Origin of the sequence: Microbacterium pseudoresistens (assembly GCF_013409745.1) — a bacterium.
GTDB lineage: Bacteria > Actinomycetota > Actinomycetes > Actinomycetales > Microbacteriaceae > Microbacterium > Microbacterium pseudoresistens.
This window is the reverse complement of the sequence record NZ_JACCBH010000001.1, coordinates 921032-942238: the sequence shown is the minus strand read 5'-3', so window position 1 is coordinate 942238 and position 21207 is coordinate 921032. Positions and strand designations below refer to the sequence as shown.

Annotated in this window: 18 protein-coding genes; 10 read left to right on the top strand and 8 right to left on the bottom strand. The window is 69.1% G+C overall.

What is annotated here, in order from left to right; all coding sequences use genetic code 11:
* The first annotated feature begins 15 nt into the window (after positions 1 to 15).
* Positions 16 to 1467: an amidase gene (locus tag BKA02_RS04565; protein WP_218844444.1), complete on the top strand. Its 1452-nt coding sequence runs from the start codon at positions 16 to 18 to the stop codon at positions 1465 to 1467.
* Positions 1464 to 1646, top strand: a complete 183-nt coding sequence (locus BKA02_RS04560; protein WP_179431708.1) for a hypothetical protein — start codon at positions 1464 to 1466, stop codon at positions 1644 to 1646. The genes BKA02_RS04565 and BKA02_RS04560 overlap by 4 nt, the downstream gene beginning before the upstream one ends.
* On the opposite strand, the gene BKA02_RS04555 is transcribed toward BKA02_RS04560, so the two are convergent.
* The 4 genes from BKA02_RS04555 to BKA02_RS04540 form a co-directional block, all read right to left on the bottom strand.
* A complete protein-coding gene (locus BKA02_RS04555; protein WP_179431706.1) occupies positions 1637 to 3625 on the bottom strand; it encodes a helix-turn-helix domain-containing protein in 1989 nt (662 codons plus the stop codon). The two genes, BKA02_RS04560 and BKA02_RS04555, sit on opposite strands and share 10 nt — an antisense overlap.
* A gap of 64 nt (positions 3626 to 3689) precedes the next feature.
* Positions 3690 to 4469, bottom strand: coding sequence for an enoyl-CoA hydratase/isomerase family protein (locus BKA02_RS04550; protein ID WP_179431704.1), 780 nt, complete (start codon positions 4467 to 4469; stop codon positions 3690 to 3692).
* A complete protein-coding gene (locus tag BKA02_RS04545) occupies positions 4469 to 5734 on the bottom strand; it encodes a CaiB/BaiF CoA transferase family protein (protein WP_179431702.1) in 1266 nt (421 codons plus the stop codon). The genes BKA02_RS04550 and BKA02_RS04545 overlap by 1 nt, the downstream gene beginning before the upstream one ends.
* Positions 5735 to 5883: 149 nt before the next feature.
* Positions 5884 to 6447: a hypothetical protein gene (locus BKA02_RS04540; protein WP_179431700.1), complete on the bottom strand. Its 564-nt coding sequence runs from the start codon at positions 6445 to 6447 to the stop codon at positions 5884 to 5886.
* 160 nt (positions 6448 to 6607) lie between these two features.
* Here BKA02_RS04540 and BKA02_RS04535 point away from each other — a divergent pair, with 160 nt between their 5' ends.
* From BKA02_RS04535 to BKA02_RS04515, 5 genes are all read left to right on the top strand, one after another.
* The gene (locus tag BKA02_RS04535; RefSeq protein ID WP_179431698.1) at positions 6608 to 7678 is read left to right on the top strand and encodes an ABC transporter substrate-binding protein; all 1071 of its coding nucleotides are present in this window, start codon (positions 6608 to 6610) and stop codon (positions 7676 to 7678) included.
* Between the two features lie 77 nt (positions 7679 to 7755).
* Complete coding sequence (locus tag BKA02_RS04530; RefSeq protein WP_179431696.1) at positions 7756 to 8793, top strand: FecCD family ABC transporter permease; 1038 nt, start codon at positions 7756 to 7758, stop codon at positions 8791 to 8793.
* A complete protein-coding gene (locus BKA02_RS04525) occupies positions 8790 to 9860 on the top strand; it encodes a FecCD family ABC transporter permease (RefSeq protein ID WP_343045348.1) in 1071 nt (356 codons plus the stop codon). The genes BKA02_RS04530 and BKA02_RS04525 overlap by 4 nt, the downstream gene beginning before the upstream one ends.
* Positions 9857 to 10672, top strand: coding sequence for an ATP-binding cassette domain-containing protein (locus BKA02_RS04520; protein ID WP_179431692.1), 816 nt, complete (start codon positions 9857 to 9859; stop codon positions 10670 to 10672). Before BKA02_RS04525 ends, BKA02_RS04520 begins: the two co-directional genes overlap by 4 nt.
* Entirely contained in the window at positions 10647 to 11663 is a 1017-nt protein-coding gene (locus BKA02_RS04515; protein WP_179431690.1) for a siderophore-interacting protein, read from the top strand. Before BKA02_RS04520 ends, BKA02_RS04515 begins: the two co-directional genes overlap by 26 nt.
* Before the next feature lie 304 nt (positions 11664 to 11967).
* Here the strand turns inward: BKA02_RS04515 and BKA02_RS04510 are convergent, their stop codons facing one another.
* Both BKA02_RS04510 and BKA02_RS04505 read right to left on the bottom strand, forming a co-directional pair.
* Complete coding sequence (locus BKA02_RS04510; RefSeq protein ID WP_179431688.1) at positions 11968 to 13008, bottom strand: DUF222 domain-containing protein; 1041 nt, start codon at positions 13006 to 13008, stop codon at positions 11968 to 11970.
* Between the two features lie 62 nt (positions 13009 to 13070).
* Complete coding sequence (locus tag BKA02_RS04505) at positions 13071 to 14102, bottom strand: FUSC family protein (protein WP_179431686.1); 1032 nt, start codon at positions 14100 to 14102, stop codon at positions 13071 to 13073.
* A gap of 144 nt (positions 14103 to 14246) precedes the next feature.
* Between BKA02_RS04505 and BKA02_RS04500 the strand changes: the two genes are divergently transcribed.
* The 3 genes from BKA02_RS04500 to BKA02_RS04490 all read left to right on the top strand — a co-directional run bounded on the left by BKA02_RS04500 (position 14247) and on the right by BKA02_RS04490 (position 18252).
* Positions 14247 to 14531 carry a hypothetical protein gene (locus tag BKA02_RS04500; protein WP_179431684.1) on the top strand — a complete coding sequence of 95 codons (285 nt, stop codon included), beginning with the start codon at positions 14247 to 14249 and terminating at the stop codon, positions 14529 to 14531.
* Positions 14532 to 14603: 72 nt separating this feature from the next.
* Positions 14604 to 17519, top strand: coding sequence for a helix-turn-helix transcriptional regulator (locus BKA02_RS04495; protein WP_179431682.1), 2916 nt, complete (start codon positions 14604 to 14606; stop codon positions 17517 to 17519).
* Positions 17520 to 17529: 10 nt separating this feature from the next.
* Positions 17530 to 18252 carry a GTP pyrophosphokinase gene (locus tag BKA02_RS04490; RefSeq protein ID WP_179431680.1) on the top strand — a complete coding sequence of 241 codons (723 nt, stop codon included), beginning with the start codon at positions 17530 to 17532 and terminating at the stop codon, positions 18250 to 18252.
* Between the two features lie 20 nt (positions 18253 to 18272).
* Here the strand turns inward: BKA02_RS04490 and BKA02_RS04485 are convergent, their stop codons facing one another.
* Complete coding sequence (locus BKA02_RS04485; RefSeq protein ID WP_179431678.1) at positions 18273 to 19487, bottom strand: amidohydrolase; 1215 nt, start codon at positions 19485 to 19487, stop codon at positions 18273 to 18275.
* 36 nt (positions 19488 to 19523) lie between these two features.
* Positions 19524 to 21185, bottom strand: a complete 1662-nt coding sequence (locus BKA02_RS04480) for a glycoside hydrolase family 13 protein (protein ID WP_179431676.1) — start codon at positions 21183 to 21185, stop codon at positions 19524 to 19526.
* Positions 21186 to 21207 lie beyond the last annotated feature (22 nt).

Sequence of the window (21207 nt, the reverse complement as noted above, 5' to 3'; positions counted from 1 at the left end):
CCGGAGATCGACACCATGAAGACAGACAAGGACGTTCGCGAGGACGCGGACATCTCTCGCGTAGCCGATCGGCTGCCACTGACCATCAGCGCCGCCGCGCGTGCGCTGCGCGACGGCACAATCACCTCGCGTGAGCTGACCGAGAAGACCATCGCCCGTGCCGACGCGCTCGCCGAGCGCCTGGGCGTGTATATCGTCCGCCTCGATGACGAGGCGAGGCAGGCGGCCGATCGGGCGGATGAGCAGTTCGCCCGCGGCGTCGAAATCGGCCCGCTACAGGGTATACCGCTGGGGATCAAGGACAACATCTCCACATCCGATGCGCCGACGACCGCGCAGAGCCTCGTCCTCGAATCGGGCTTCGGGGGAGGTCAGGACGCACCGGTGGTCGCACGTCTGAGAGCGGCCGGCGCCGTCCTCACGGGCAAGACCACCACCATGGAGTTCGCGGTGGGCATGCCGGACCCGCAGAAGCCGTTCCCGATCCCGCGCAACCCCTTCTCCACGGACCATTGGACAGGCGGATCCAGCTCGGGAACGGGCGCGGGGGTGGCTTCGGGACTGTTCCTCGGGGGGCTGGGAACCGACACGGGAGGGAGCATTCGGATGCCGGCCGCATGGTGCGGGATCTCCGGGTTCAAGCAGACCTTCGGACGTGTGCCGAAGTCGCGTATCGTCCCTCTAGGATTCAGTTACGACCATGTGGGGCCCATGACCAGGACCGCTTATGACTGCGGGCTGATGCTCAATGTGCTCGCCGGTCACGACGAGTCCGACGCGTGCAGCGTCGACCGTCCGGTCGATGACTACGTCGCCGGGCTTGACGGGAACATCGAGGGTCTGCGGGTCGGTATCGATCTGAGTTTCCTCGACTCGCCGCTCTGCGATCCCGCTACCGCCGAGGGCGTCCATGCAGCGATCGCCGTACTCCGCGAGGCGGGGGTGGTGATCTCCGATGCGCCGTTGCCCTACCGCGACGAGCTCAAGGACGCGACCATGCTCGGGTTCGTGATGGAGGCGTTCGCGTATCACCGCGAGAACCTCAAGTCACGCTGGGAGGATTACGGCGCCGAGACGCGGCTGTCGATCGCGACCGGGGCACTCTTCTCCTCCGGTGACTACGTCCAGATGCAACGTCTCCGCCGGGCAGCCGTCCGGGAGATGGAGGAGATGTTCGCACATATCGATATCCACCTCACCCCGACGGCGATGACCGGTGGGCTGCCGCTGGCGACGCAGGACTTCGAGCAGTACATCGACGTCGTGAACACCGGCTACTGGAACGGGGTCGGCTATCCCGCGATCTCCGTGCCGATGGGACAGGATGCCACGGGGCTTCCGCTCGGACTGCAGCTCGCAGGCCGCCCGTTCGAAGAGTCGACCGTGCTGCGGATAGCTGACGCCTTCCAGCGCCGCACCAGCCACCACCTCGCAGAATCGGACATCGTGAAGGAGAGCATCGCATGAGCACCCCTGAAGAGACCGTCGCCTTCTTGCTGGAGACCGCCGGTATCCGCGCCTCCGAGGCGGAGCTCGCTATCCTTGGACGGCTGTATCCCGCCCAGCGAGCGGCCGTCGATGCGCTGTACACCCTCGAACTGGCCGAGGCAGAAGAGCCTCAACTGGTCTTCTCAGTTTATTCCTGAGTGATCGGTCGCCGGCTGCGGTGACGGGCAGGGACGGTCTCGGCGTTCGACGCCGCCGTCGTCCCAGCCCGGAGGGTGCGTCGCAGATGCTCCAGACGGACTGCTGCCTGGAGGCGGAAGCGGAACTCGGGATCGGATAGTTCACCGTTCAGCAGCGCTTGGATCCGCTCCAACCGCTGCTGAACGGTGTTCTTGTGGATGTGGAGGGACGCGGCGACGACGGAGCGGTTCTCTCCTTCCTCGAAGTAGGCCAGAAGAGTCTCGAACAGGCGCGCGTCGCGGTGGTTGTCCCACGCGATGACGTTGCCGAGGAGGCCATCGATGAAGCGACCGACCGTCTCCGGATCGCTCGGCGACAGCACATGATACGGGGCGAAGGCATCGGACGACACAGTGGTCCCCGTCACGCCCAGCGCGGGGAGGAAGCTCAGATCCCGCGAAGCGCGGTCGACGATCTCCGGCAGCTCGTTCGGAGCGACGTCCCGTACACAGGCGACCGCGGTGACCTGCGGCTCACGGAGATTGTCAGCCAGCACTCTGCGCAGTCGCTCTGTGGAGTCCAACACATCGGGAATCGTCCAGGCGACGATGATCCTGTCGTCGCGGTGCAATGCGACGAAACCTGTGTCCCCCACCGCTCGTTCCGCGATGGCAGACGCCTCCGTTCCTCGGCTCCCGCCGATGCTCACCACAGCGCAGCCGGTGAGGAGCTTCGGAGAGGGGACCAGAGGATCTCCTCCGTCGGGGGATGGATCGCGTCCATCCAACGTCATCAAGAGCCACCGCGCTCGGCGCTCGGCTCGAATGGCCGAGACGGCCTCTTGTTTGAACGAGACAAGCGCGGCGACGTGGGCTGCCCGCTCCAGCGTGCGACGGGCGATATCGTCTGGAAGCCCCTCCTGTTCCTCGGCGACGATCGCCCCAAGTACCCGATCGGCGCCCAGGATCGCCACGACGAACCATCCGCGATCATCGGAGTGGACGCTCGCCACGTGACCGCTCGATCTGCTCTGCGCCAGCGCCGAGTCCAGAGCGGTGCGCGAAGGCAGGTCCGCTTCCTCTGACAGATGCAGAGCTCTGCCGTTCTCATCAATCGCCCACACTCGCGTGTCGAGGCTTCGGGCCAGCGTTTCGACGATGTCCACGACGGTTCCGCCGGAGATCACCGCGGATGTCAGTTCCTCGTGGACCGCGCCGGCGAGCTCGGTCGCCGAGAGGTGCTTCTCCAGCTCTTGATAGGCCTCCTCCGCGCGCAACGTCGCCGTCTCGGCGCTCGCGAGCACGCGCACACTGTGGAGCACCGCGGCCGCATGGTCTGCGAAGGCGGACAGCAACAGTACTTCGTCCGGCGAGGACTCATGAGGGAAGCGGTTGCAAGCGAAGAGTGCGCCGAGCACCTCGTCACCCACGGCGAGAGGCACACCGAGAAAGGACACGAGTCCTTCGGCGACCACGGCGGCGTCGATCCGCGAATCGCGACGCGCGAGCTGCATCGTCTCGTACCTCGAAACCCAGACCGGTTCCCTGGTCTGGACGACGCGGCTCGCGAGCCCGTAACCGGCGGGAACGAGGAGATCGCGGAACTCCGGGGTGACCGTGCCGACGGAGTGCCGGACGATGAGGTCCTGGGTCCCGACCTCGACTTCGGAAAGATAGGTGACGTCGGTGCCCATCAGGTCGTGCGCGCGCTGCACGAGACGGCGGAGCACATCATTCACATCCTGCAGGCGGACAAGCTCTCGTGCGGTCGAGAACAGCGCCTCCAGTTCGGCGGTCCTTCGCCTCAGGCGCGCTCCGAGGATCTGCGATTCGTGGACGGCGGCGAGCAGAGCGGCAACCTCGTCGGTTCCGGTTCCCGCGCGATCGAGGAAGAGGCGCAGCGAACTCGGCACCTGGCCCGGTTCTGCCCGGGCCGCGGCGAGGATCTCTTTCGCGATCGTCGGCAGGTCCGACATATCGGCGGTCGACTTCTTTGTCATCCCCGCCATGCTCAGAGCCCCGTTCGACCAGCGCTCCGGACCGTTCGGGAGCGATGTCGGCATTCTAGGCCTGCTGCGAGGGGAAGACCGGTGCTCTCCGCTCGGCGAATGCGGTGAGGCCCTCCCTCGCATCATCGCTCGTGAACGCCCCTTGCCCGAGGAGAGCCTCGCGTCGGAACGCTTCGTCGTAAGGGAGGTCGATGAGCTCGCGGACCGCCGCCTTCACGGTTGCGACAGCCGTTCTGCTGCGGGTCAGAAGATCACCGGCGATATCCCATGCAACGTCGAGAAGGTCGGTAGCCGGGACCACCTGGTTGACGATCCCGTAGCGTTCGGCGGTGCGTGCATCGATCCGCGTTCCCCGCATCATCAGGTCCATCGCGAATGCGTACGGTATCTGCCGGACGAGACGGACGAGTGTTCCTCCAGCGGGTACGACGCCGACACCGGTCTCGGGAAGGCCGAACGATGCGTCTTCCGACGCGATCCGGATGTCGGTGGAGAGCACGATCTCGAACCCGCCACCGAGGCAGAGACCATTCACCGCCGCGATGACCGGCTTGTCGAGCCGGGAGTGCTTCTGGTGCGCGGCGTCCCATCGGCTGATGTCGAATCGTCCCTCGGTGAGCGCCGGTATCGACTCACCGAGATCTGCTCCGACGCAGAACGCCCTCGTGCCCGAGCCGGTCAAGATTGCGACGCCGATCCCGGGATCCTCGGCGACTTCAGCAAAGGCTTCTCCGAGTTGGTCGTACATCGAGAGAGTCAGAGAGTTCAGCTTCTCCGGTCGCGTGATCGTGATCACCCCGACCCCCTCGAGGCGCTCGAGGACCACCTTCGCCATCAGATCGTCCCGCCGCGGCGAAGATCCGCGATCTCGTCCTGCGTGAGACCGAGAAGATCTCTGAGCACGGTCTCGGTGTGCGCACCGGTGTGCGGAGCGAGACCGCGCACCCGGGGCGGCGTGCGCGTCAGTTTGATGGGTGAGCCGAAGGTCTGAAGCGATCCGAAGCCTTCGTATTCTGTTTCGATCACCATGTCGCGCGCGGCGATCTGCGGATCGGCGACGACCTCGCTGATGTTCTTCACCGCGCTGAGTGGAACGTGATCCCCGGCGAGGTTCTCCAGCTCAGCCTTCGTGCGTGAACGAAACCAGCCCTCGATGAGAGGACGGACCCGATCCCGATACGCCTCGTCGGAGAATCGGACCGCCATGCTGTGCAGATCGGGATTGTCCGCGAAGTCGCTCGGTGCGCCGAAGATCTCGCACGAGAGCTTCCAGAACTTGTCGGTGTACCCACCGAAGAAGACGAAGCCGTCGGCGCAGGGGAACAGCTCGTAGGGGCGGACGAACGGATGCTGGTTTCCGAGGGGCATGGCAACTTCGCCGGTCGCGGAGTAGTTGACGACGGCGTTCTCCGTCAGCGTGAGCACGGAGTCCTGCTGCGAGATGTCGACGAGCTGTCCTTCTCCGGTCCGTTCCGCATGGCGCAAGGCGGCGAGCACGCCGACGACGCCATAAAGACTCGCGGCGAGATCGCCGATGATGGTCCCCACGCGCACGGGAGGACCCCCGAGGGGGCCGTTCATCGACCACAGGCCGCCCGTGGCCTGGGCGCTGTTGTCATAGGCCGGCTTGGTGCGGTACGGACCGTGCTGTCCGAATCCGCTGAGCGCCGCATAGACGAGCTGCGGGTTGATCTGTCGGAGGGTTTCATAGCCAACGCCGAGCTTGTCCATGGTGCCCGGACGAAAGTTCTCGACCAGGACATGCGCGGATTCGACGAGTCTGCGCAGGAGCGCCTTTCCGTCGTCGTGACGAAGGTTGATGGTGACGCCCAGCTTGTTCCTGTTGTACTGCGCGAAAAAGCCGCTCATGCTTCTGGCCCCGTCGCCTTGCAGCATCGGTGGGAAGGTCCGCGTGTAGTCGGGCTCGTCCGGATGCTCGACTTTGATCACGGTGGCACCGAGATCGGCAAGAATCATCGAGCAGTACGGCCCCGCTACGACTCTTGTGATATCGATGACCACGACGCCGTCAAGGGCGCCGGGCTCAGCATCGTGTGTCTTACGGGAAGTCGATCCCGGCGCGACGGATGCGTTGGTCATGGGTGTTTCCTCGCGTCAACATTGCTCGTCTGTGGGTCGTTGAGATGAACACTCTCAGGTGCGCGGCGGGTCAGAATATGTGCGTCCGGCCACACTTGTGCAGTTCCACCCGGACGCGCGCATATACCGCTGTGTGGTGCGAGGTGCCCTCAGCGACCGCGCTGGACGGGGATGGTGTGCGCTTCGGCGAAGCGCAGCACGGCGCGGACGACGCGGGCGAACTCGTCGTCGGTGGCGAAGACGGCCGCGTGCACGCGTTCGACGGCGCCGTCCGTGCGCTCGAACACGATCGTGCGGTGCGTTCCCGTGCCCGTTCGCGCCTCCCACTCCGCCGTCACGGGGTGCCGCGTGCGGAGGGCGAAGCGGCGGCTGCGCAGGCGGATGCGGCGCAGGGCGGATGCGGGGATCGGGCCGCCGGGCGTGACGACCCGGCCGGGTTCGACCGCCAGGATGAGCCCGTTGCGCTCGGTGCGCTGCAGCGTCTGCACGACGGTGAGGCAGGCGCCGGCGACCGCGAGCAGCGCGAGTCCCGCGACCGCGCCGACCGCGGCGGCGGGGGCGATGCCGTCGACAAGTCGCCAGACGCACCACGCCAGCAGTGCTGCGCCGATCGCTGCGCTCCCGATTCCGAGACCCGCGAGCAGGCGTCGGCTGGGCGCGCCGCGGCCCGTATCCGCCGTGAGGGCAAGCGTGTCGGCAGTCTCCGTGAGCACGCCCCGATCCTCTCATCCTGTTCGCGGGAGGCGCTCCGCGACGACGTCACCCACCCGCTCGTCGTGCCGCGACTTTGACAAGCACGAACATCTGGTAAGTTAGGGCAGGCTTACCAAAGCATCCTCCCCTCCGTGACCTCCGCACCGTGAAGGAGCGCCCGTGCGCCTCACCCGCATCCTCGCCGTCGGCACCGCTGCCGTGCTCGCCGTCGGCCTCGCCGCCTGCTCCACACCCGCCTCCGATTCGGGGGCCGCTGACGCCGGCGGTGCCGCATCCGCCGACGGCTTCCCCGTCACGATCGAGCACGTCTACGGCGAGACCACGATCACCGAGAAGCCCGTGCGCGTCGCCACCGTCGCCTGGGCCAACCATGAGGTGCCGCTCGCCCTGGGCATCGTGCCGGTCGGCATGAGCAAGGCGACCTGGGGCGATGACGACGACAACGGTGTCCTGCCCTGGGTCGAAGACACGCTCACCGACCTCGGCGTCGACGTGTCGCTCATCGGCGACAAGAAGGCCGAGGAGGCCGGCGAGGTGCCGGTGCTGTTCGATGAGACCGACGGCATCGATTACGAGGCCGTCGCCGACACCCGGCCCGACGTCATCCTCGCCTCCTACTCGGGCCTCACGCAGGAGGACTACGACACGCTGTCGAAGATCGCCCCCGTCGTGGCATACCCCGAGGTCGCCTGGGGCACCTCGGTCGAAGACATGATCACCCTCAACTCCGAGGCGCTGGGTCTGGCCGACGAGGGCGCCGCGCTCATCGAGCAGATCCACGCCGAGACGGATGCGGCGCTCGCCGCCCACCCCGCGCTGCAGGACCAGAAGCTGCTGTTCTCCTACATCGACCCCAGCGACCTCAGCCAGATCGGCTACTACACCGCGGCCGACACACGCCCCGGCTACCTCACGGGCCTCGGCTTCCCCGAACCCGAGATCGTGAAGGAGAACGCCGACACCGAGGAGTTCTACCTCATGGTGAGCGCCGAGGAGGCGGAGAAGTTCGCCGACGTCGACGTGTTCATCACGTACGGCGATGCGTCGATGATCCCGCTGCTGCAGGCCGATCCGCTGCTGTCGAAGATCCCCGCGATCGCCGCCGGGCATATCGCTATCCTGCCCGACGCCACTCCTATCGCGGCCTCCGCCAACCCGTCGCCGCTGTCGATCGGGTGGGGCATCGACGATTACTTCACCATCCTCGAGAAGCCGCTGCTGGCGAACTGACCGACGGGGCCGCACCGACGACCCTGGTCCACTCGTGAACACCACCTCGTGAACGGCAGCACGTGAACGCCAGCACCATGACGCGTCCCGCCGCGCCGGACTCCGCGACTCTGCGGCGCCCGGCAGCGGTGCGGATGCTGTGGCTGCTCGCCGGGGTCGTGGCACTGATGGTGCTCGCGACGCTGTCGATCGCGTTCGGTGTGCGCGCGGTGAACGTCGACGACATTGTCGCCGCGCTGGCGGGCCACACCGACACCGTGTCGCAGGCGGCGATCGTCAAGCGCATCCCCCGCACCGTGCTCGCCCTGCTCGTGGGCGCCGCCCTCGCACTGTCGGGTGCGAGCATGCAGGCCGTCACCCGCAACCCGATCGCCGACCCGGGCATCCTCGGCGTCACCAACGGGGCGTCGCTGGCGGTCGTCGTCGGCATCGCGTTCCTCGGGATCGCCGATCCGTACAGCTTCATGGTCTTCGCCATCGCGGGCGCGGCGGGGGCGGGCGTCTTCGTCTACGCGGTGGGCTCGCTCGGCCGCGGCGGCGCGACCCCGCTCAAGCTGGCGCTCGCCGGGGCCGCCACCTCGGCGGCATTCGCCTCGCTCATCAGCGCCGTCATGCTGCCGCGCGTCGACCTGCTGCAGGTCTTCCAGTCGTGGCAGATCGGCGGCGTCGGCGGGGCGGAGTGGCCGCGCATCTCCGCCACCGCCCCCGTGCTCGCGGTCGGTGCGCTCATCTGCTTCGTGTGCGCGCGAGGCATGAACTCGCTCGCCCTCGGCGACGACATGGCGGCGGGCCTGGGGGAGAACGTGTTCCGCACCAGGCTGGTGTCGGCGCTGGGTGCCGTGATCCTCGCGGGTGCGGCCACCGCGCTCGCCGGGCCCATCGGCTTCATCGGGCTCGTCGTGCCGCACATGTGCAGGATGCTCGTGGGCACCGACCACCGGTGGCTGCTGCCGTTCTCGGCGGTCGCCGGGGCCGCACTGCTCGTCGCCGCCGACATCGTGGGCCGCGTGATCGCCCCGTCGTCGCAGGAGATCCAGGTCGGCATCGTCACGGCCGTCATCGGCGCACCGTTCTTCATATGGATCGTCCGCCGCCAGAAGGTGCGCGAACTGTGACCGCCGTCGATACGCGCCCGCCCGCATCCCGCCCCATCCGCACCGGGGCGGATGCGGTGCTCGCCGGACGCCGTGCCCGGCAGCGGCGCCACGCGGCCGCCTCGATCGTGCTGGCGGTGCTCGTCCTCGCCGTGTTCGTCGTGGCGCTCATGGTCGGCAACACCTTCTACGGGCCTGACGAGATCGTGCGCGTGCTGCTCGGCGAGACCGTGCCCGGCGCCTCGTTCACGATCGGCGAGCTGCGCCTGCCGCGCGCCGCGCTGGCGATCCTCGCCGGCGCGGCGTTCGGCATGGCGGGCGTGTCGTTCCAGACCCTGCTGCGCAACCCGCTGGCCTCGCCCGACATCATCGGCATCTCGCAGGGCGCGAGCGCCGCGGCCGTCGTCGGCATCGTCGTGCTCGGGTGGAGCGGTCCGGCGGTGTCGCTGCTCGCTCTCGGCGGTGCCGTGCTCACGGCCCTGACGATCTACGGGCTCTCGAACCGCGGCGGCTTCGCCGGCACCCGGCTGATCCTCATCGGCATCGGGGTTGCCGCGATGCTCCAGAGCGTCGTGTCGTACGTGCTCTCGCGCGCCGCGCAGTGGGACATCCAGACGGCGATGCAGTGGCTCACCGGCAGCCTCAACAACGCGTCGTGGGACGACGTGCTGCCGCTCGCGCTCGCCGTGGCCGTGCTCATGCCGGTGATGCTCTCGCGTGGCCGCGCGCTGGGGGCGCTCCAACTCGGCGACGACTCGGCTGCCGGGCTCGGCGTGCGCGTCGGCTCCACGCGCATGCTGCTCATCCTCGGCGCCGTCATGCTGCTCGCCGTGGCCACCGCCGCGGTCGGGCCCGTTGCGTTCGTCGCGTTCATGGCTGGGCCCATCGCCGCGCGGATCACGGGGACCGGCGCCTCGCTGCTGCTGCCGTCGGCGCTGGTCGGGGCGCTGCTCGTGCTCGCGGGCGACCTCGTGGCGCAGTACGGCCTCGGCGCGCGCTACCCCGTCGGCGTCGTCACCGGCGTGCTCGGGGCCCCGTACCTCATCTATCTGCTCATCCGCATCAACCGCGCGGGAGGATCACTGTGACCGAAGCGCATCGCCTGACCGCCGAGGGACTCACCCTCGGCTACACCGATCGCCTCATCATCGAGGGGCTGGACCTGACGATCGCGCCAGGGCGGATCACCTCGATCGTGGGGGCCAACGGCTGCGGCAAATCCACGTTGCTGCGGGCGCTCGCGCGGCTGCTCTCGCCGAGTGCGGGACAGGTCGTGCTCGACGGAAAGTCGGTGCACTCGCGGCCCACCAAGGAGGTCGCGCGCATCCTGGGGCTCCTGCCGCAGTCGCCGATCGCGCCCGAGGGGATCGCTGTCTCCGACCTCGTCGGCCGCGGGCGGCATCCGCATCAGAAGGCGCTGGCGCGCTGGAGCACTCACGACTACGAGGTCGTCGCCGACGCGCTGGAGGCGACCGGCATCACAGCGCTTGCCGACCGCAGCGTCGACGAGCTCTCTGGCGGGCAGCGCCAGCGCGTGTGGATCGCGATGGCGCTGGCTCAGGAGACCGACATCCTGCTGCTGGACGAGCCCACGACGTTCCTCGACGTCGCCCACCAGGTCGACGTGCTCGACCTGCTCACAGACCTCAGCGTCGCCCGCGGCACCACGATCGTCATGGTGCTGCACGACCTCAACCTCGCCGCGCGATACTCCGACGAGATCGTCGCCATGCGGCAGGGCCGCGTGCATGCCGTGGGGGCGCCGGCGGAGGTCGTCACCACCGCCATGGTCGAAGAGGTCTTCGGCCTGGCCAATCAGATCACCATCGACCCCGTCTCGGGAAAGCCGATGGTCACACCCATCGGGAGGCATCATGTCCACACGAACAGCATCGGCTGAGCGGATCGCGACGGTGACGGACGACGAGGACGCCGGAGACAGCGGTGCGGGAGCGACCGCACGGCCGCGCCCCTCGTACGTGCTGGCGCGCGCCGCCGTGCGCGCGGTCGAGAGGGTGTCGCCGAACTTCGTGCGCATCACTCTGGGCGGCGACGATCTCGACGACTTCGGCACGCCGGGGGAGGTGTTCGACGCGCGCATCAAGCTCGTCTTCCCGCCGGACTCGGGCATCCTGCCGCCGATCTCGCCCGACACGGACGACTGGTGGGGCGACTACCTCGCGGTGCCGGAGGGCGAACGAGGTTCGATGCGCACGTACTCGGTGCGGGAGCTGCGTGTCACGGATGTCGCCACCGAGGTCGTCGTCGACTTCGTGCTGCATCTCGAGCCGGGTCTGACCGGACCGGCCTCGCGGTGGGCGAGCACGGCATCCGTGGGGGACGAGCTGCTCGTCATCGGCCCGCGGCGCGGACGGACGGATCGCAGCGGCATCGAGTACGCCCCGGGTGCGGCGACCTCGGTAGTGCTGGCGGGCGACGAGACGGCTGCACCGGCCATCGCCCGCATCCTGGAAGACGCGCCGCGCGATCTTCGCGGCATTGCCTTCCTGGAGGTGCCCTCGACCCAGGACGAACTGGCGATCGATGCGCCCGACGGCGTGGAGGTGCACTGGCTGGCGCGCGGTGACGCGGCGCACGGGTTGCGCCTCATCCCCACAGTGCTCGACTATCTGGGCGATGGCGATGCGGGCGCCGAGATCACCGTCACCGACGTGGAGGGCGACGCCCTCGTATGGGAGACGCCGATCTACTCGGGCCTCGGCGAAGACGTCACCGGCGTCGGCCATGCGACGGACCGGTACTTCTGGATCGCGGGGGAGAGCGGCGTGGTCACCACGCTTCGACGGCACCTGGTGAAGGACCTCGGCATCGATCGCGCGCAGGTGGCCTTCATGGGCTACTGGCGCCGCGGCGTCGCGATGCGCGGCTGACTCGCGGTTCACTATCCGGCATGCCGGCGTTGCGTCAGACGAACATGACGCGGGGTGGGGATGCGTCGGTGTAGCTGTGCCCGGATGGTGTTGTCCATCGGATACTGCCGCCCGAGAGTTGTTTCGCGGTCCATCGCCATCGGTCGTCGTGGTCGGGGTGTTTGAGGGCGTGGTGTGCGGGGCAGAGGTGTGCGAGGTTTCGTAGGTCGGTGGGTCCGCCTTTGGCGTGGTCGTGGTTGTGGTCGAGGTGGCAGCGTCGGGCGGGGGTGCGGCATCCGGGGAACCGGCAGTGTCTGTCTCTTGCTCACAGGTATCGTTTCATGTCGTTGGTGGGGGTGTATCGGTCGACTCGGGTGACCATTCCGGTCTGGTCGAGGAAGAGTCTGGACCATGAGGTGGCGTGTCCGGCGAGGCGTCGGGCGATGTCGGGGTGGAGGGGTCCGTGTCCGTCGAGTTCGGCGGGCTTGTCGTCGAGCCCGGCGAGGGTGGTCGCGGCGATCGTGACCTGCACGGTGGCGTGAACCCCGTCGAGCCCGGCGTCGGTGGTGATGGTGGTGGTGCCGGTGAGGAGCAGGTCGGCGGCGATGTCGGCACGGATCTCGTCCAGAGTCCGGTCGTCGACCGTGGGGGTCTCGTCCTGGCCGGACAGGAGCTGGTCGTCGATGTCGTCGTCGGATCTATCCGCATTGTCGCGGATGCCGCGGGCCGCGTTGTCGCGAATCCCGCGGGCTGTCGCAGACACCCGGTCCATGATCCCGTGGGCCTGCACGGAGGGAAGGATGAGTGTCAGGATCGATAGTCCGTCTTCAAGGTCGGATACCGACACGGAGCGTCGCCTGCGTGCCCGTTCATGCCGTTCGACGACGGTTTCGGGTGCGACCGCTGCGGCGACGGATTTCGCGAACGCTTCGGTGCGGGCGGCGGTCTCTTCCGTCGCGTAGGGCATGACCTGCGCCTCGAATGCCGCGATCGCCTCGACGTTCTCGCGGGGGATGGGGGCTGCTGCTGCGGTGATCACCGTCGCGTGGCGGAATGAGATCTCGCCTGCGGCCAGTGCGTCGCGGGTGGCGGGGAAGCGGTCGTAGATCACCCACGACGTCGCCAGCATCCGCATGGCTGCGCCGCGTGTCACATGCAGCGCCGCGGAGATCTCGCAATCCATGGACCGTTCAGCCTGCTCGAACCCGTGCCGCCCGGGCGGGATCTCATCCAGCAGCAACACGACTCGCTCGGCCAACAGCTCCGCCCGCTGTGCTTCGAGTCGGGCGATCTCGGTGCTGATGGCCCCGCACTCCTCGGCGATCTCCCGTGAGCGGGAGAGGTAGTCACCGGGCGTCGTTCCCATGACCCAATACTAGTACAAAAGTACGAAACAAAGAAGCCACAATGAGGTTGTATTGAGAATATTTAATCTATCAATTCGGAGTGGATCCGGCGCAGATCCTCCGTGAGCGATCCGATGAGTACCCAGTGCCCCGACGACGGCGGGCGCAGGGAGAGGGGCGTCGTGAGGGCCGGAACGGCTGAGGTGAGCGGCTCCGGCTCGGGTGACACCTCGGCGATCTGCACGGCCAGGCGCACGTCGTGCCCGGCGCGGCGCAGCTGCTCGGCGATCGCCGCGACGGCGGGCTCGTCGACGAGCGAATCGTCGTAGTGGTCGACATACGCGCGCGTCATCCCGATCACCTGGGTGACGACAGGGCCCAGCCGTTCCAGCAATGAGTGCATCGCCGCGAGCTCGTCGCGGTGGCGGGAGCGCCGCGGGTTCAGGGTGAGCGACTCCTCGGCGGTGGTCACCGATGACTCCGCCGCCTCTTTCATCGGGCGCAGCAGGCGCGCCTCGAGCATGAGCTCCTGCAGCCGTGCCGCGGAGGTGCGCTGGGTGAGCGCCTCGGCGAGCCGGTCGAGGCTCGCGGCGAGTTCGCGTCCGAGCAGATCGAGGTCGCGGCGCACGGGGGCCACGAGCACGGGCGGCACGATGAGCACGTTGACGACGATCCCCACGAGCGCGCCGATGAGCGTCTCGCCGATCCGGGCGAGCGCGTAGTCGGGGCTGGATGCGCCGAGCGCGAGCACCAGCATCGCCGAGATCGCCACCTGGTTGCCCGTGCCAGGGGTCGCGCGGAACGCCCAGGCGACGAGCATGGCCACGACGATCGCGAGGAGAATGATCCAGCTCGTGGTGCCGAGCACGAGGCTGAGTAGCACCGCGATGACGACGCCGACGATCACGCCGAAGCTGCGCTCGATCGCCTTCGAGAGCGACTGGTTGACGCTGGGCTGCACGACCAGCAGCGCCGCGATCGCCGCGAACACGGGCAACTGGCCCGGCACGATCCAGCCCGCCAGCAGCCAGGCGGCGATCGTGGCGACGGCCGACTTGCCCACCTGGAGCAGGGGCGCGCGCTTGGCGGCGCGGACGGCGGCGGTCATGCGCATGCGACCACGGTATCCCCCCGTCTGCCGGCGGGTGGTGCTTCGGGTATCGCCATCTGAGGCGCGCGCGCCCGAAGTTAAGGCATCCGCCCGATGCCGGGCCCCCGCCTTAGCGAGGACCGTGAAGGTACCGAAAGAGGAGTCACCATGTTCGAGCACCCCTATCTCCATCACCGGCTCAGCACGCTCGAGACCGAGCAGATCGTGCGTGCCGTCGAGCGCCGTCGCGTGATCGCCGAGCGCGCCGAGCAGATCGTGCCGCGCGACCGCATCGGCGCGCGGCTGCGACGCCTCGTCCACCGGGGCGGGGGCGCGGGGCGCGCCGCGCGCGCGGAGCGCCGGCGCCTTCGTCGCCTCGTGCCCGCCGAGACCCGGACCGATCCGCGCAGCATGGCCGACGCCGGGAGCATCCCGATGGCCACGCGTGGGTGAACTGCGTCGACGGTCGTCGGCATGAGGTCGCAGGGCGGCCTCGATGTCGGCGGCGGATGGCACGATGAAGGCATGTCCCTCTTCGCGCCGTCTGCCGAGATGGTCGGTCGCGACACCGAGCTCGAGTTGCTGCGCGAGGCGCTGGATCGCGCGCATCGGGGCGAGCCCGCCTCCGTGCTGCTGTCGGGCGAAGCGGGCATCGGAAAATCACGGATGCTGCGCGAGTTCGCGCGCATCGCCGAACCGCAGGCGACGGTGCTCACCGGGTGGTGCCTGGACTACGGATCGACCCCCGCGCCCTACGGCCCGATGGCGGCGATCGTGCGCGGTCTGGTCGCCGAGCTCGGCGGCGCCGAGGCGGCAGGGCCAGGGCGCGACGCGCTGCGTCTGGTGCTGCCCGAGTTCGGCGAAGGACCGATCGACCGCGCCTCGGTCGCGCCGGAGAGCCTGGGTGAGGCGATCGCGAACCTCCTCGAAGCGGCGGCGCTGATCCGGCCCGTCGCGGTGCTCGTCGAAGACCTGCACTGGGCCGATGCGGCCACGCTGTCGCTGGTGTCGTTCCTGCTGCGCGCCCTCGCCGACCGACGGGTGCTTTTCGTGCTCACGTGCCGCACCGACGAGACGCGGCGCGGGGGTCCGGTGCGCGCCTTCCTCGGCGAGGCCGAGCGAGCACGCCTGATCGAACGCATCCCGCTCGGGCGCCTCGACCGGCAATCGCTGCGCACCCTGGTGGCATCACTCGCGGGCGACGTCGACGAATCCGCGCTGACGCGCATGCTGGAGCGCTCCGAGGGCGTGCCGTTCTTCGTCGAGGAGCTCGTCTGCAACGTGCAGGGACCGCTCCCCGAGACGCTGCGCGATCTGCTGCTCGCCCGTTTCGACCAGCTCGGAGACGACGCGCAGCGCGTGGTGCGCGCGGTATCCGGCTCGGAGGCGCCCGTGTCGCACGAGCTGCTCGCCCGGCTCGTCGATCTTGACGAGCAGCGTCGCGACGCGGCCATCCGCGAGGCCACCAACGCCGCGGTGCTGGTCGTGCGCGACGACGCCTACGCGTTCCGGCACGCGCTGCTGCGCGAGGCCGTGCACGACGACCTGTTGCCGGGCGAGCGGGCGCGGCTGCACTGGGACTATGCGGATGCTCTGGAGCGCATCGCCGACGAGACGGGGGCGCCGCTTCAGTCCGCGCTGGCGTTCCACTGGCACCTGGCTCGCGATGCCCCTCGCGCCCTGCCGGCGGCGGTCGCGGCGATGGTGCAGGCCAAGGTCAGCTTCGCGTACTCGACGGCGGCCCGCTTCGGCGAGCTGGCGCTGGAGCTGTGGGATCAGGTTCCCGACGCGGAAGAGGTCACCGGCACGCCGCGCGTGATGCTGCAGATGCGACTCGGCCAGATCCTGCGCAACGCGGGCCACGGCGAACGCGCGCTCGCCGTGGTCGATCTCGCGCTGTCCGAGCTCGACCCGCACGAGGCCGATCCGGCCGTGCACGTCAGACTTCTCCGCGACAAGGGCCTCAATCTGCAGAACCTCGCGCGTCCCGGGGCGATCGAGGCATTCCTTGAAGCACTGGAGGTGATGGCCGCGCGGCTCGACGACGACCGTCTGCGGGCGAGCCTGCTCACCTATCTTGCAGGTCGCTACCAGCTGGCGGGCCGGTTCGAGGAGGCAATCGGCCTGCTGGAGGAGGCCCGGAGCATCGCCGACCGTCTCGGAGATGACGAGATCGCATCGGTGGCGATCAATCTGCGATCGGCGGGACGGATGCATCTGGGCGAGGTCGACGAGATGATCGCCGGATTCGCGGAGTCGCGCCGTCGGGCACAACGGCATGATTCCCGGCTGCGCTATCGGGTCAACTACTCCGACGCGCTGTATGTGACCGGGCGGTTCCGCGACGCGATTGTCATCGCCGAGGAGGGGATCGCGCAGGCGGAGAGCATCGGGGTGCGCCGCACGTCGGGCTCCATCCTCACGCAGAACATCGTCGAGCCCCTGCTCGAGCTCGGCGAGATCGCCTGGGCGGAGCGGCTTCTCGACACCGATCTCGGGATGCGCACCCTGCGCGTCTTCCGGGTCTACACGACCGGGTCGCGGGTGCGGGCGCTGATCTGGCGCGGGCGACTCGACGAGGCGCGCTCGCTGCTGGACGAGTGGCGCCCGGTCTTCGAGCTGGCCGCAGAGCTCGAGCAGCAGGTGGCGTTCGGCTATCTCGGCATCGAGCTGATGCTCACGACCGCCGGCGGAGATCTCGATGGAGCGGTCGCGCTCGTGCGACACCTGCTCGACGAGGCTCCCACCGTGAACGCGCTCCGACGTTTCGTTCTGCTGAGCGCGGGATGGCTGCTCGTGCGGATGCGCGCCCGTGGTGACGCGGAGCGCGCGTCGGGCCTGGCGAGAGAGGTGGCCGCCGCCTGGGAGGCGCTGCCTACCGGTCTGCGCGGCGACGCCTGGTCGGCCGTGCTGCTCGCACTTTGCGCGCCCTCCGAGCAGGCCCTGCGAGCGGCGCTGCCCTTCGCCGACGGGCCCGACATCCCGGTGATCCACCGCGTCACCGTGCGTCTCGACCTCGCGCGCACGCTCGTGGCCGCGGGCGATCGCGCGAGCGCCGCGGCCGTGCTCGCCGAGGCGGGCGAGATCGCCGCCGCTCTCGAGCATGCGCCGCTGCAGGATCAGGTGGCCGAGTTCGCCGCGGCGACAGGGCTGCGCGCTGCCGGTACCGCGGATGCGATCGCCGAGGCCGCCGTCGACCTCACCGTTCGCGAACGGCAGGTGCTCGACCTGCTGGTCGAGGGATTGAGCAACCGGCAGATCGGCGAGCGGCTGTTCATCAGCGCGAAGACGGTGAGCGTGCACGTCTCGGCGATCCTGCGCAAGCTCGGCGTGGCCTCACGCACCGAGGCCGCCGTCGTGGCGACCAGGGGCGGTGCTGTCGCGCCGGCATCCACCGAGACCCTGTCCGGTGCTCAGGTGATTCGAATCACGGATGCGTAACGTCGTGGATATGAGCACGGGCGATGATCTGGCGCTGACCGGCACGGTGCGCGAGGCGCGTGAGCTGCGCGACGAGTTCCAGCGGTTTCTGCACGAGTACGAGTTCGGGATGCGCGAGGTCGAGACGAAGATCTCGATCCTGCGCGATGAGTTCACCCACCACCACGCGTACAACCCGATCGAGCACGTCAAGAGCAGGGTCAAATCGCCCGACAGCATCGTCGAGAAGGTCGCGCGGCGCGGGATCGATCCCGACTTCGACTCGATTCGCGAGCACATTACCGACATCGCAGGCGTGCGCGTCACGTGCAGCTTCGTCGCCGACGTGTACCTGCTGTTCGACCTGCTCACCGCGCAGGACGACGTGAGCGTGCGCACCGTGAAGGACTACATCGCCGAGCCCAAGGCCAACGGCTACCGCAGTCTGCACGCCATCCTGGAGGTGCCGGTGTTCCTCTCGACCGGCGCGATCCGGGTACCCGTGGAGGTGCAGTTCCGCACCATCGCGATGGACTTTTGGGCGAGCCTCGAGCACAAGATCCACTACAAGTTCGACGGCCACGTGCCCGACCACCTCGTCGACAGTCTCACGGCGGCGGCGGATGCCGCGAGCGAGCTGGATGCGCGCATGGAGCGCCTGCATCACGAGGCTCATGGCACACGAGCCGGCGAGTCTGCTGGGCCCGGCGTGCCTTCCGGCCCCGCGCGCTCGCAGCGCCCGATCCGGGTCTGACTGCCGGGTGCGCCGCCGCTTCAGCCGAGGAAGGTGCGCGCTGCGGTGGCCATGGCGGTCACGCCCACCTCGATCGTGGGGTGGATGACGGGGGCGAAGGCGGGCGCGTGCGTGCTGGGCACGTCTTCGGCGACGGAGTCGTTCGCCACGGCGTGGGCGTAGAGCTCGGGATCGATGCCGCCCCAGAACCAGAACACGAGCGGCACCTCGGCGTCGCGAGCGAACCACGAGACGTCTTCACTGCCGGCGTACAGGCCGGGATCCACGACGTTGTCGATCCCGAAGGCGTCGCGGAACGCGGCGGTGACCCTCGCGGCGGCGGCGGTGTCGTTGATCGTGGCGGGCAGGGTGTGCAGAGTTTCGATCGTGGGCTCCTGTGTCGCGCCCGAGGCCATCGCCTCGGCCCGGATCACTCGCTCCACGGCGGCGAGCACCTTCTCGCGCAGCGCGTCGTCGGGGTAACGCAGGCTGAGCTCGAGGGTCGCGTGCGGCGGGATGATGTTGTTCTTCGTGCCGGCGTGCACGGCCCCGACGCTCACGACGGTGAGGTCATGCGGATCCATCTCCCGCGAGACCACGGTCTGCAGCCGCATGATGGTGGCTGCCGCCATGACCACCGGATCGACCGTCGAGTGCGGGCGCGAGCCGTGTCCGCCCCGGCCGTGCAACGTGACGGTGAGGCCGTCGGAGGCCGACATCTGCGGTCCCGGCCGCAGCCCGACCTGGCCTGCGGGCAGGGGCGTGACGTGCTGCCCGAGCACGATGTCGGGCTTCGGGAAGCGCGCCAGCATCCCGTCGTCGAGCATGGCTCTCGCCCCGGCGCCGAACTCCTCGGCGGGCTGGATGATCACAACGACGGTGCCCGACCACTCGTCGGTCGTCCCGACGAGGCGTTCGACGGCGCCGATCATGGCCGTGACGTGCATGTCGTGCCCGCAGGCGTGCATGACGGGCACGCTGTTGCCCTCGGCATCCGTGCCGACGACGGTGCTCGCGTAGGCCAGGCCCGAATCCTCGCGCACGGGCAGCGCATCCATGTCGGCGCGCACCCACACGACGGGACCGGGGCCGTTCGCGAGCACGCCGACGACGCCCGTGCGCCCCACGCCCTCGGTGATCTCGATTCCGAGCTCGCGCAGGTGCTGCGCCGCGATCCCCGCCGTGCGCGTCTCCTGGAACGACAGCTCGGGATGCCGGTGCAGGTCGACGTACAGCGCCTCGAGGTCGATGGTCATGACGACGAGCCTATCCGCGCGGCCAGCCGGGGTGGATCAGGGGAGCGTGTACCAGGCCGCTGCGTTCACGGGAAGCGCGGCGCCCTCGAAGCGCGCGCTCTGCACGACGAAGTGCGCGCCTTCCGGCAGCGCGAGCGGCGCCGACCCGAGGTTCGCGGCCACGTGCAGGTCGCCACGGCGGAAGGCGACGGCGTCGGCGCCCAGGTCTTCCCAGACCAGGGCGCCGGTGCCCAGTCCGTGCTCGCGGCGCAGGCGCAGCAGCAGCTTGTAGAGCGCGAGCGTCGAATCGTCGGCCGTCTCCTCGACGTCGCGAGCGTACTCGGCCCACTCCGCCGGCTGCGGCAACCAGGATGCGCCGGTGTCGTTGAACCCGTACGCCGGGCCCTCGGCCGTCCACGGCAGCGGCACCCGGCATCCGTCGCGCCCGTAGCGCTCGCCGTTCGTTCGGAACCAGGTGGGATCCTGCCGGAACTCGTCGGGGATCTCCATCGCCTCCGGCAGACCCAGCTCCTCACCCTGGTAGAGGTACGCCGAGCCCGGCAGCGCGAGCATGACCGTCGTGGCCGCACGACCCCGTGCCAGCCCCACGACCGGGTCCGGCTTGCCGGGCGAATTCGGGCCGATGCCCTCGCCCTGCGGGTTGTCGGCGGTGAGCGCGAGGCGGGAGGCGTGCCGCACGACGTCGTGGTTCGACAGCACCCAGGTGCTCGGGGCGCCCACGGCGCCGAACTCGTCGAGCGACTCGCGGATCACCGCGCGCAGCGCCTCGGCATCCCACGGCGTCAGGAGGTACGGGAAGTTGAAGGTCTGGTGCATCTCGTCGGGGCGCACCCACATCGCCGTCTGGTGCAGCGTCGGCATCCACGCCTCGCCGCACAGCGCACGGTCGCCGTCGTACGCGGCGAGCACCTTATGCCAGTCGCGGTATATATCGTGCACGCCGTCTTGGCCCCAGTACGGAACGTCGTCCTCTCCCCCGCCCATCGAGTCGGCGTCGGCCGGAGGGGTGTAGTCGGGCAGGCCCTCCTTCTTGACCATGCCGTGCGCGACGTCGACGCGGAAGCCGTCGACGCCGCGGTCGAGCCAGAAGCGCAGGATGGAGCGGAACTCCTCGCGCACCTCCTCGTTCGTCCAGTCGAAGTCGGGCTGGGTGGCGTCGAAGATGTGCAGGTACCACTGGCCCGGTGTGCCGTCGGCCTCGGTCACGCACTCCCACATCCCGCCGCCGAACACGCTCTGCCAATTGTTCGGCGGCAGCTCGCCGTTCTCGCCGCGGCCGTCGCGGAAGATGTAGCGCGCGCGTTCGGGGCTACCAGGGCCCGCGGCCAGCGCCGCCTGGAACCAGGCGTGCTGGTCGGAGGAGTGGTTCGGCACGAGGTCGACGATCACGCGGATGCCGCGGGCATGGGCCTGCGCGAGCATGTCGTCGAAGTCGGCGAGGGTGCCGAAGAGCGGGTCGACGTCGCGGTAGTCGGCGACGTCGTAGCCCGCGTCTCGCTGGGGGCTCGTCATGAACGGGCTCAGCCAGATGGCGTCGACGCCGAGCTCGCTCAGCGAGTCCAGACGCGCGGTGATACCGGGGAGGTCGCCGATGCCGTCGCCCGACGCATCCGCGAACGAACGGGGATAGATCTGGTAGATGACGGCGCTCCGCCACCATTCCGAACCGGGGGCGGCGAACTGTTCGAGCTCAGGCATGCGACCAGGCTAATGTGCTTCG

What these genes read in the sequence shown, in the direction of transcription:
- BKA02_RS04485 (WP_179431678.1), bottom strand. Translation starts at nt 19,487, where the DNA reads ATGACCATCGACCTCGAGGCGCTGTACGTCGACCTGCACCGGCATCCC.
- BKA02_RS04480 (WP_179431676.1), bottom strand. Translation starts at nt 21,185, where the DNA reads ATGCCTGAGCTCGAACAGTTCGCCGCCCCCGGTTCGGAATGGTGGCGG.
- BKA02_RS04500 (WP_179431684.1), top strand. Translation starts at nt 14,247, where the DNA reads ATGTTCGAGCACCCCTATCTCCATCACCGGCTCAGCACGCTCGAGACC.
- BKA02_RS04505 (WP_179431686.1), bottom strand. Translation starts at nt 14,102, where the DNA reads ATGCGCATGACCGCCGCCGTCCGCGCCGCCAAGCGCGCGCCCCTGCTC.
- BKA02_RS04515 (WP_179431690.1), top strand. Translation starts at nt 10,647, where the DNA reads ATGTCCACACGAACAGCATCGGCTGAGCGGATCGCGACGGTGACGGAC.
- BKA02_RS04565 (WP_218844444.1), top strand. Translation starts at nt 16, where the DNA reads ATGAAGACAGACAAGGACGTTCGCGAGGACGCGGACATCTCTCGCGTA.
- BKA02_RS04560 (WP_179431708.1), top strand. Translation starts at nt 1,464, where the DNA reads ATGAGCACCCCTGAAGAGACCGTCGCCTTCTTGCTGGAGACCGCCGGT.
- BKA02_RS04550 (WP_179431704.1), bottom strand. Translation starts at nt 4,469, where the DNA reads ATGGCGAAGGTGGTCCTCGAGCGCCTCGAGGGGGTCGGGGTGATCACG.
- BKA02_RS04555 (WP_179431706.1), bottom strand. Translation starts at nt 3,625, where the DNA reads ATGACAAAGAAGTCGACCGCCGATATGTCGGACCTGCCGACGATCGCG.
- BKA02_RS04495 (WP_179431682.1), top strand. Translation starts at nt 14,604, where the DNA reads ATGTCCCTCTTCGCGCCGTCTGCCGAGATGGTCGGTCGCGACACCGAG.
- BKA02_RS04490 (WP_179431680.1), top strand. Translation starts at nt 17,530, where the DNA reads ATGAGCACGGGCGATGATCTGGCGCTGACCGGCACGGTGCGCGAGGCG.
- BKA02_RS04510 (WP_179431688.1), bottom strand. Translation starts at nt 13,008, where the DNA reads ATGGGAACGACGCCCGGTGACTACCTCTCCCGCTCACGGGAGATCGCC.
- BKA02_RS04545 (WP_179431702.1), bottom strand. Translation starts at nt 5,734, where the DNA reads ATGACCAACGCATCCGTCGCGCCGGGATCGACTTCCCGTAAGACACAC.
- BKA02_RS04530 (WP_179431696.1), top strand. Translation starts at nt 7,756, where the DNA reads ATGACGCGTCCCGCCGCGCCGGACTCCGCGACTCTGCGGCGCCCGGCA.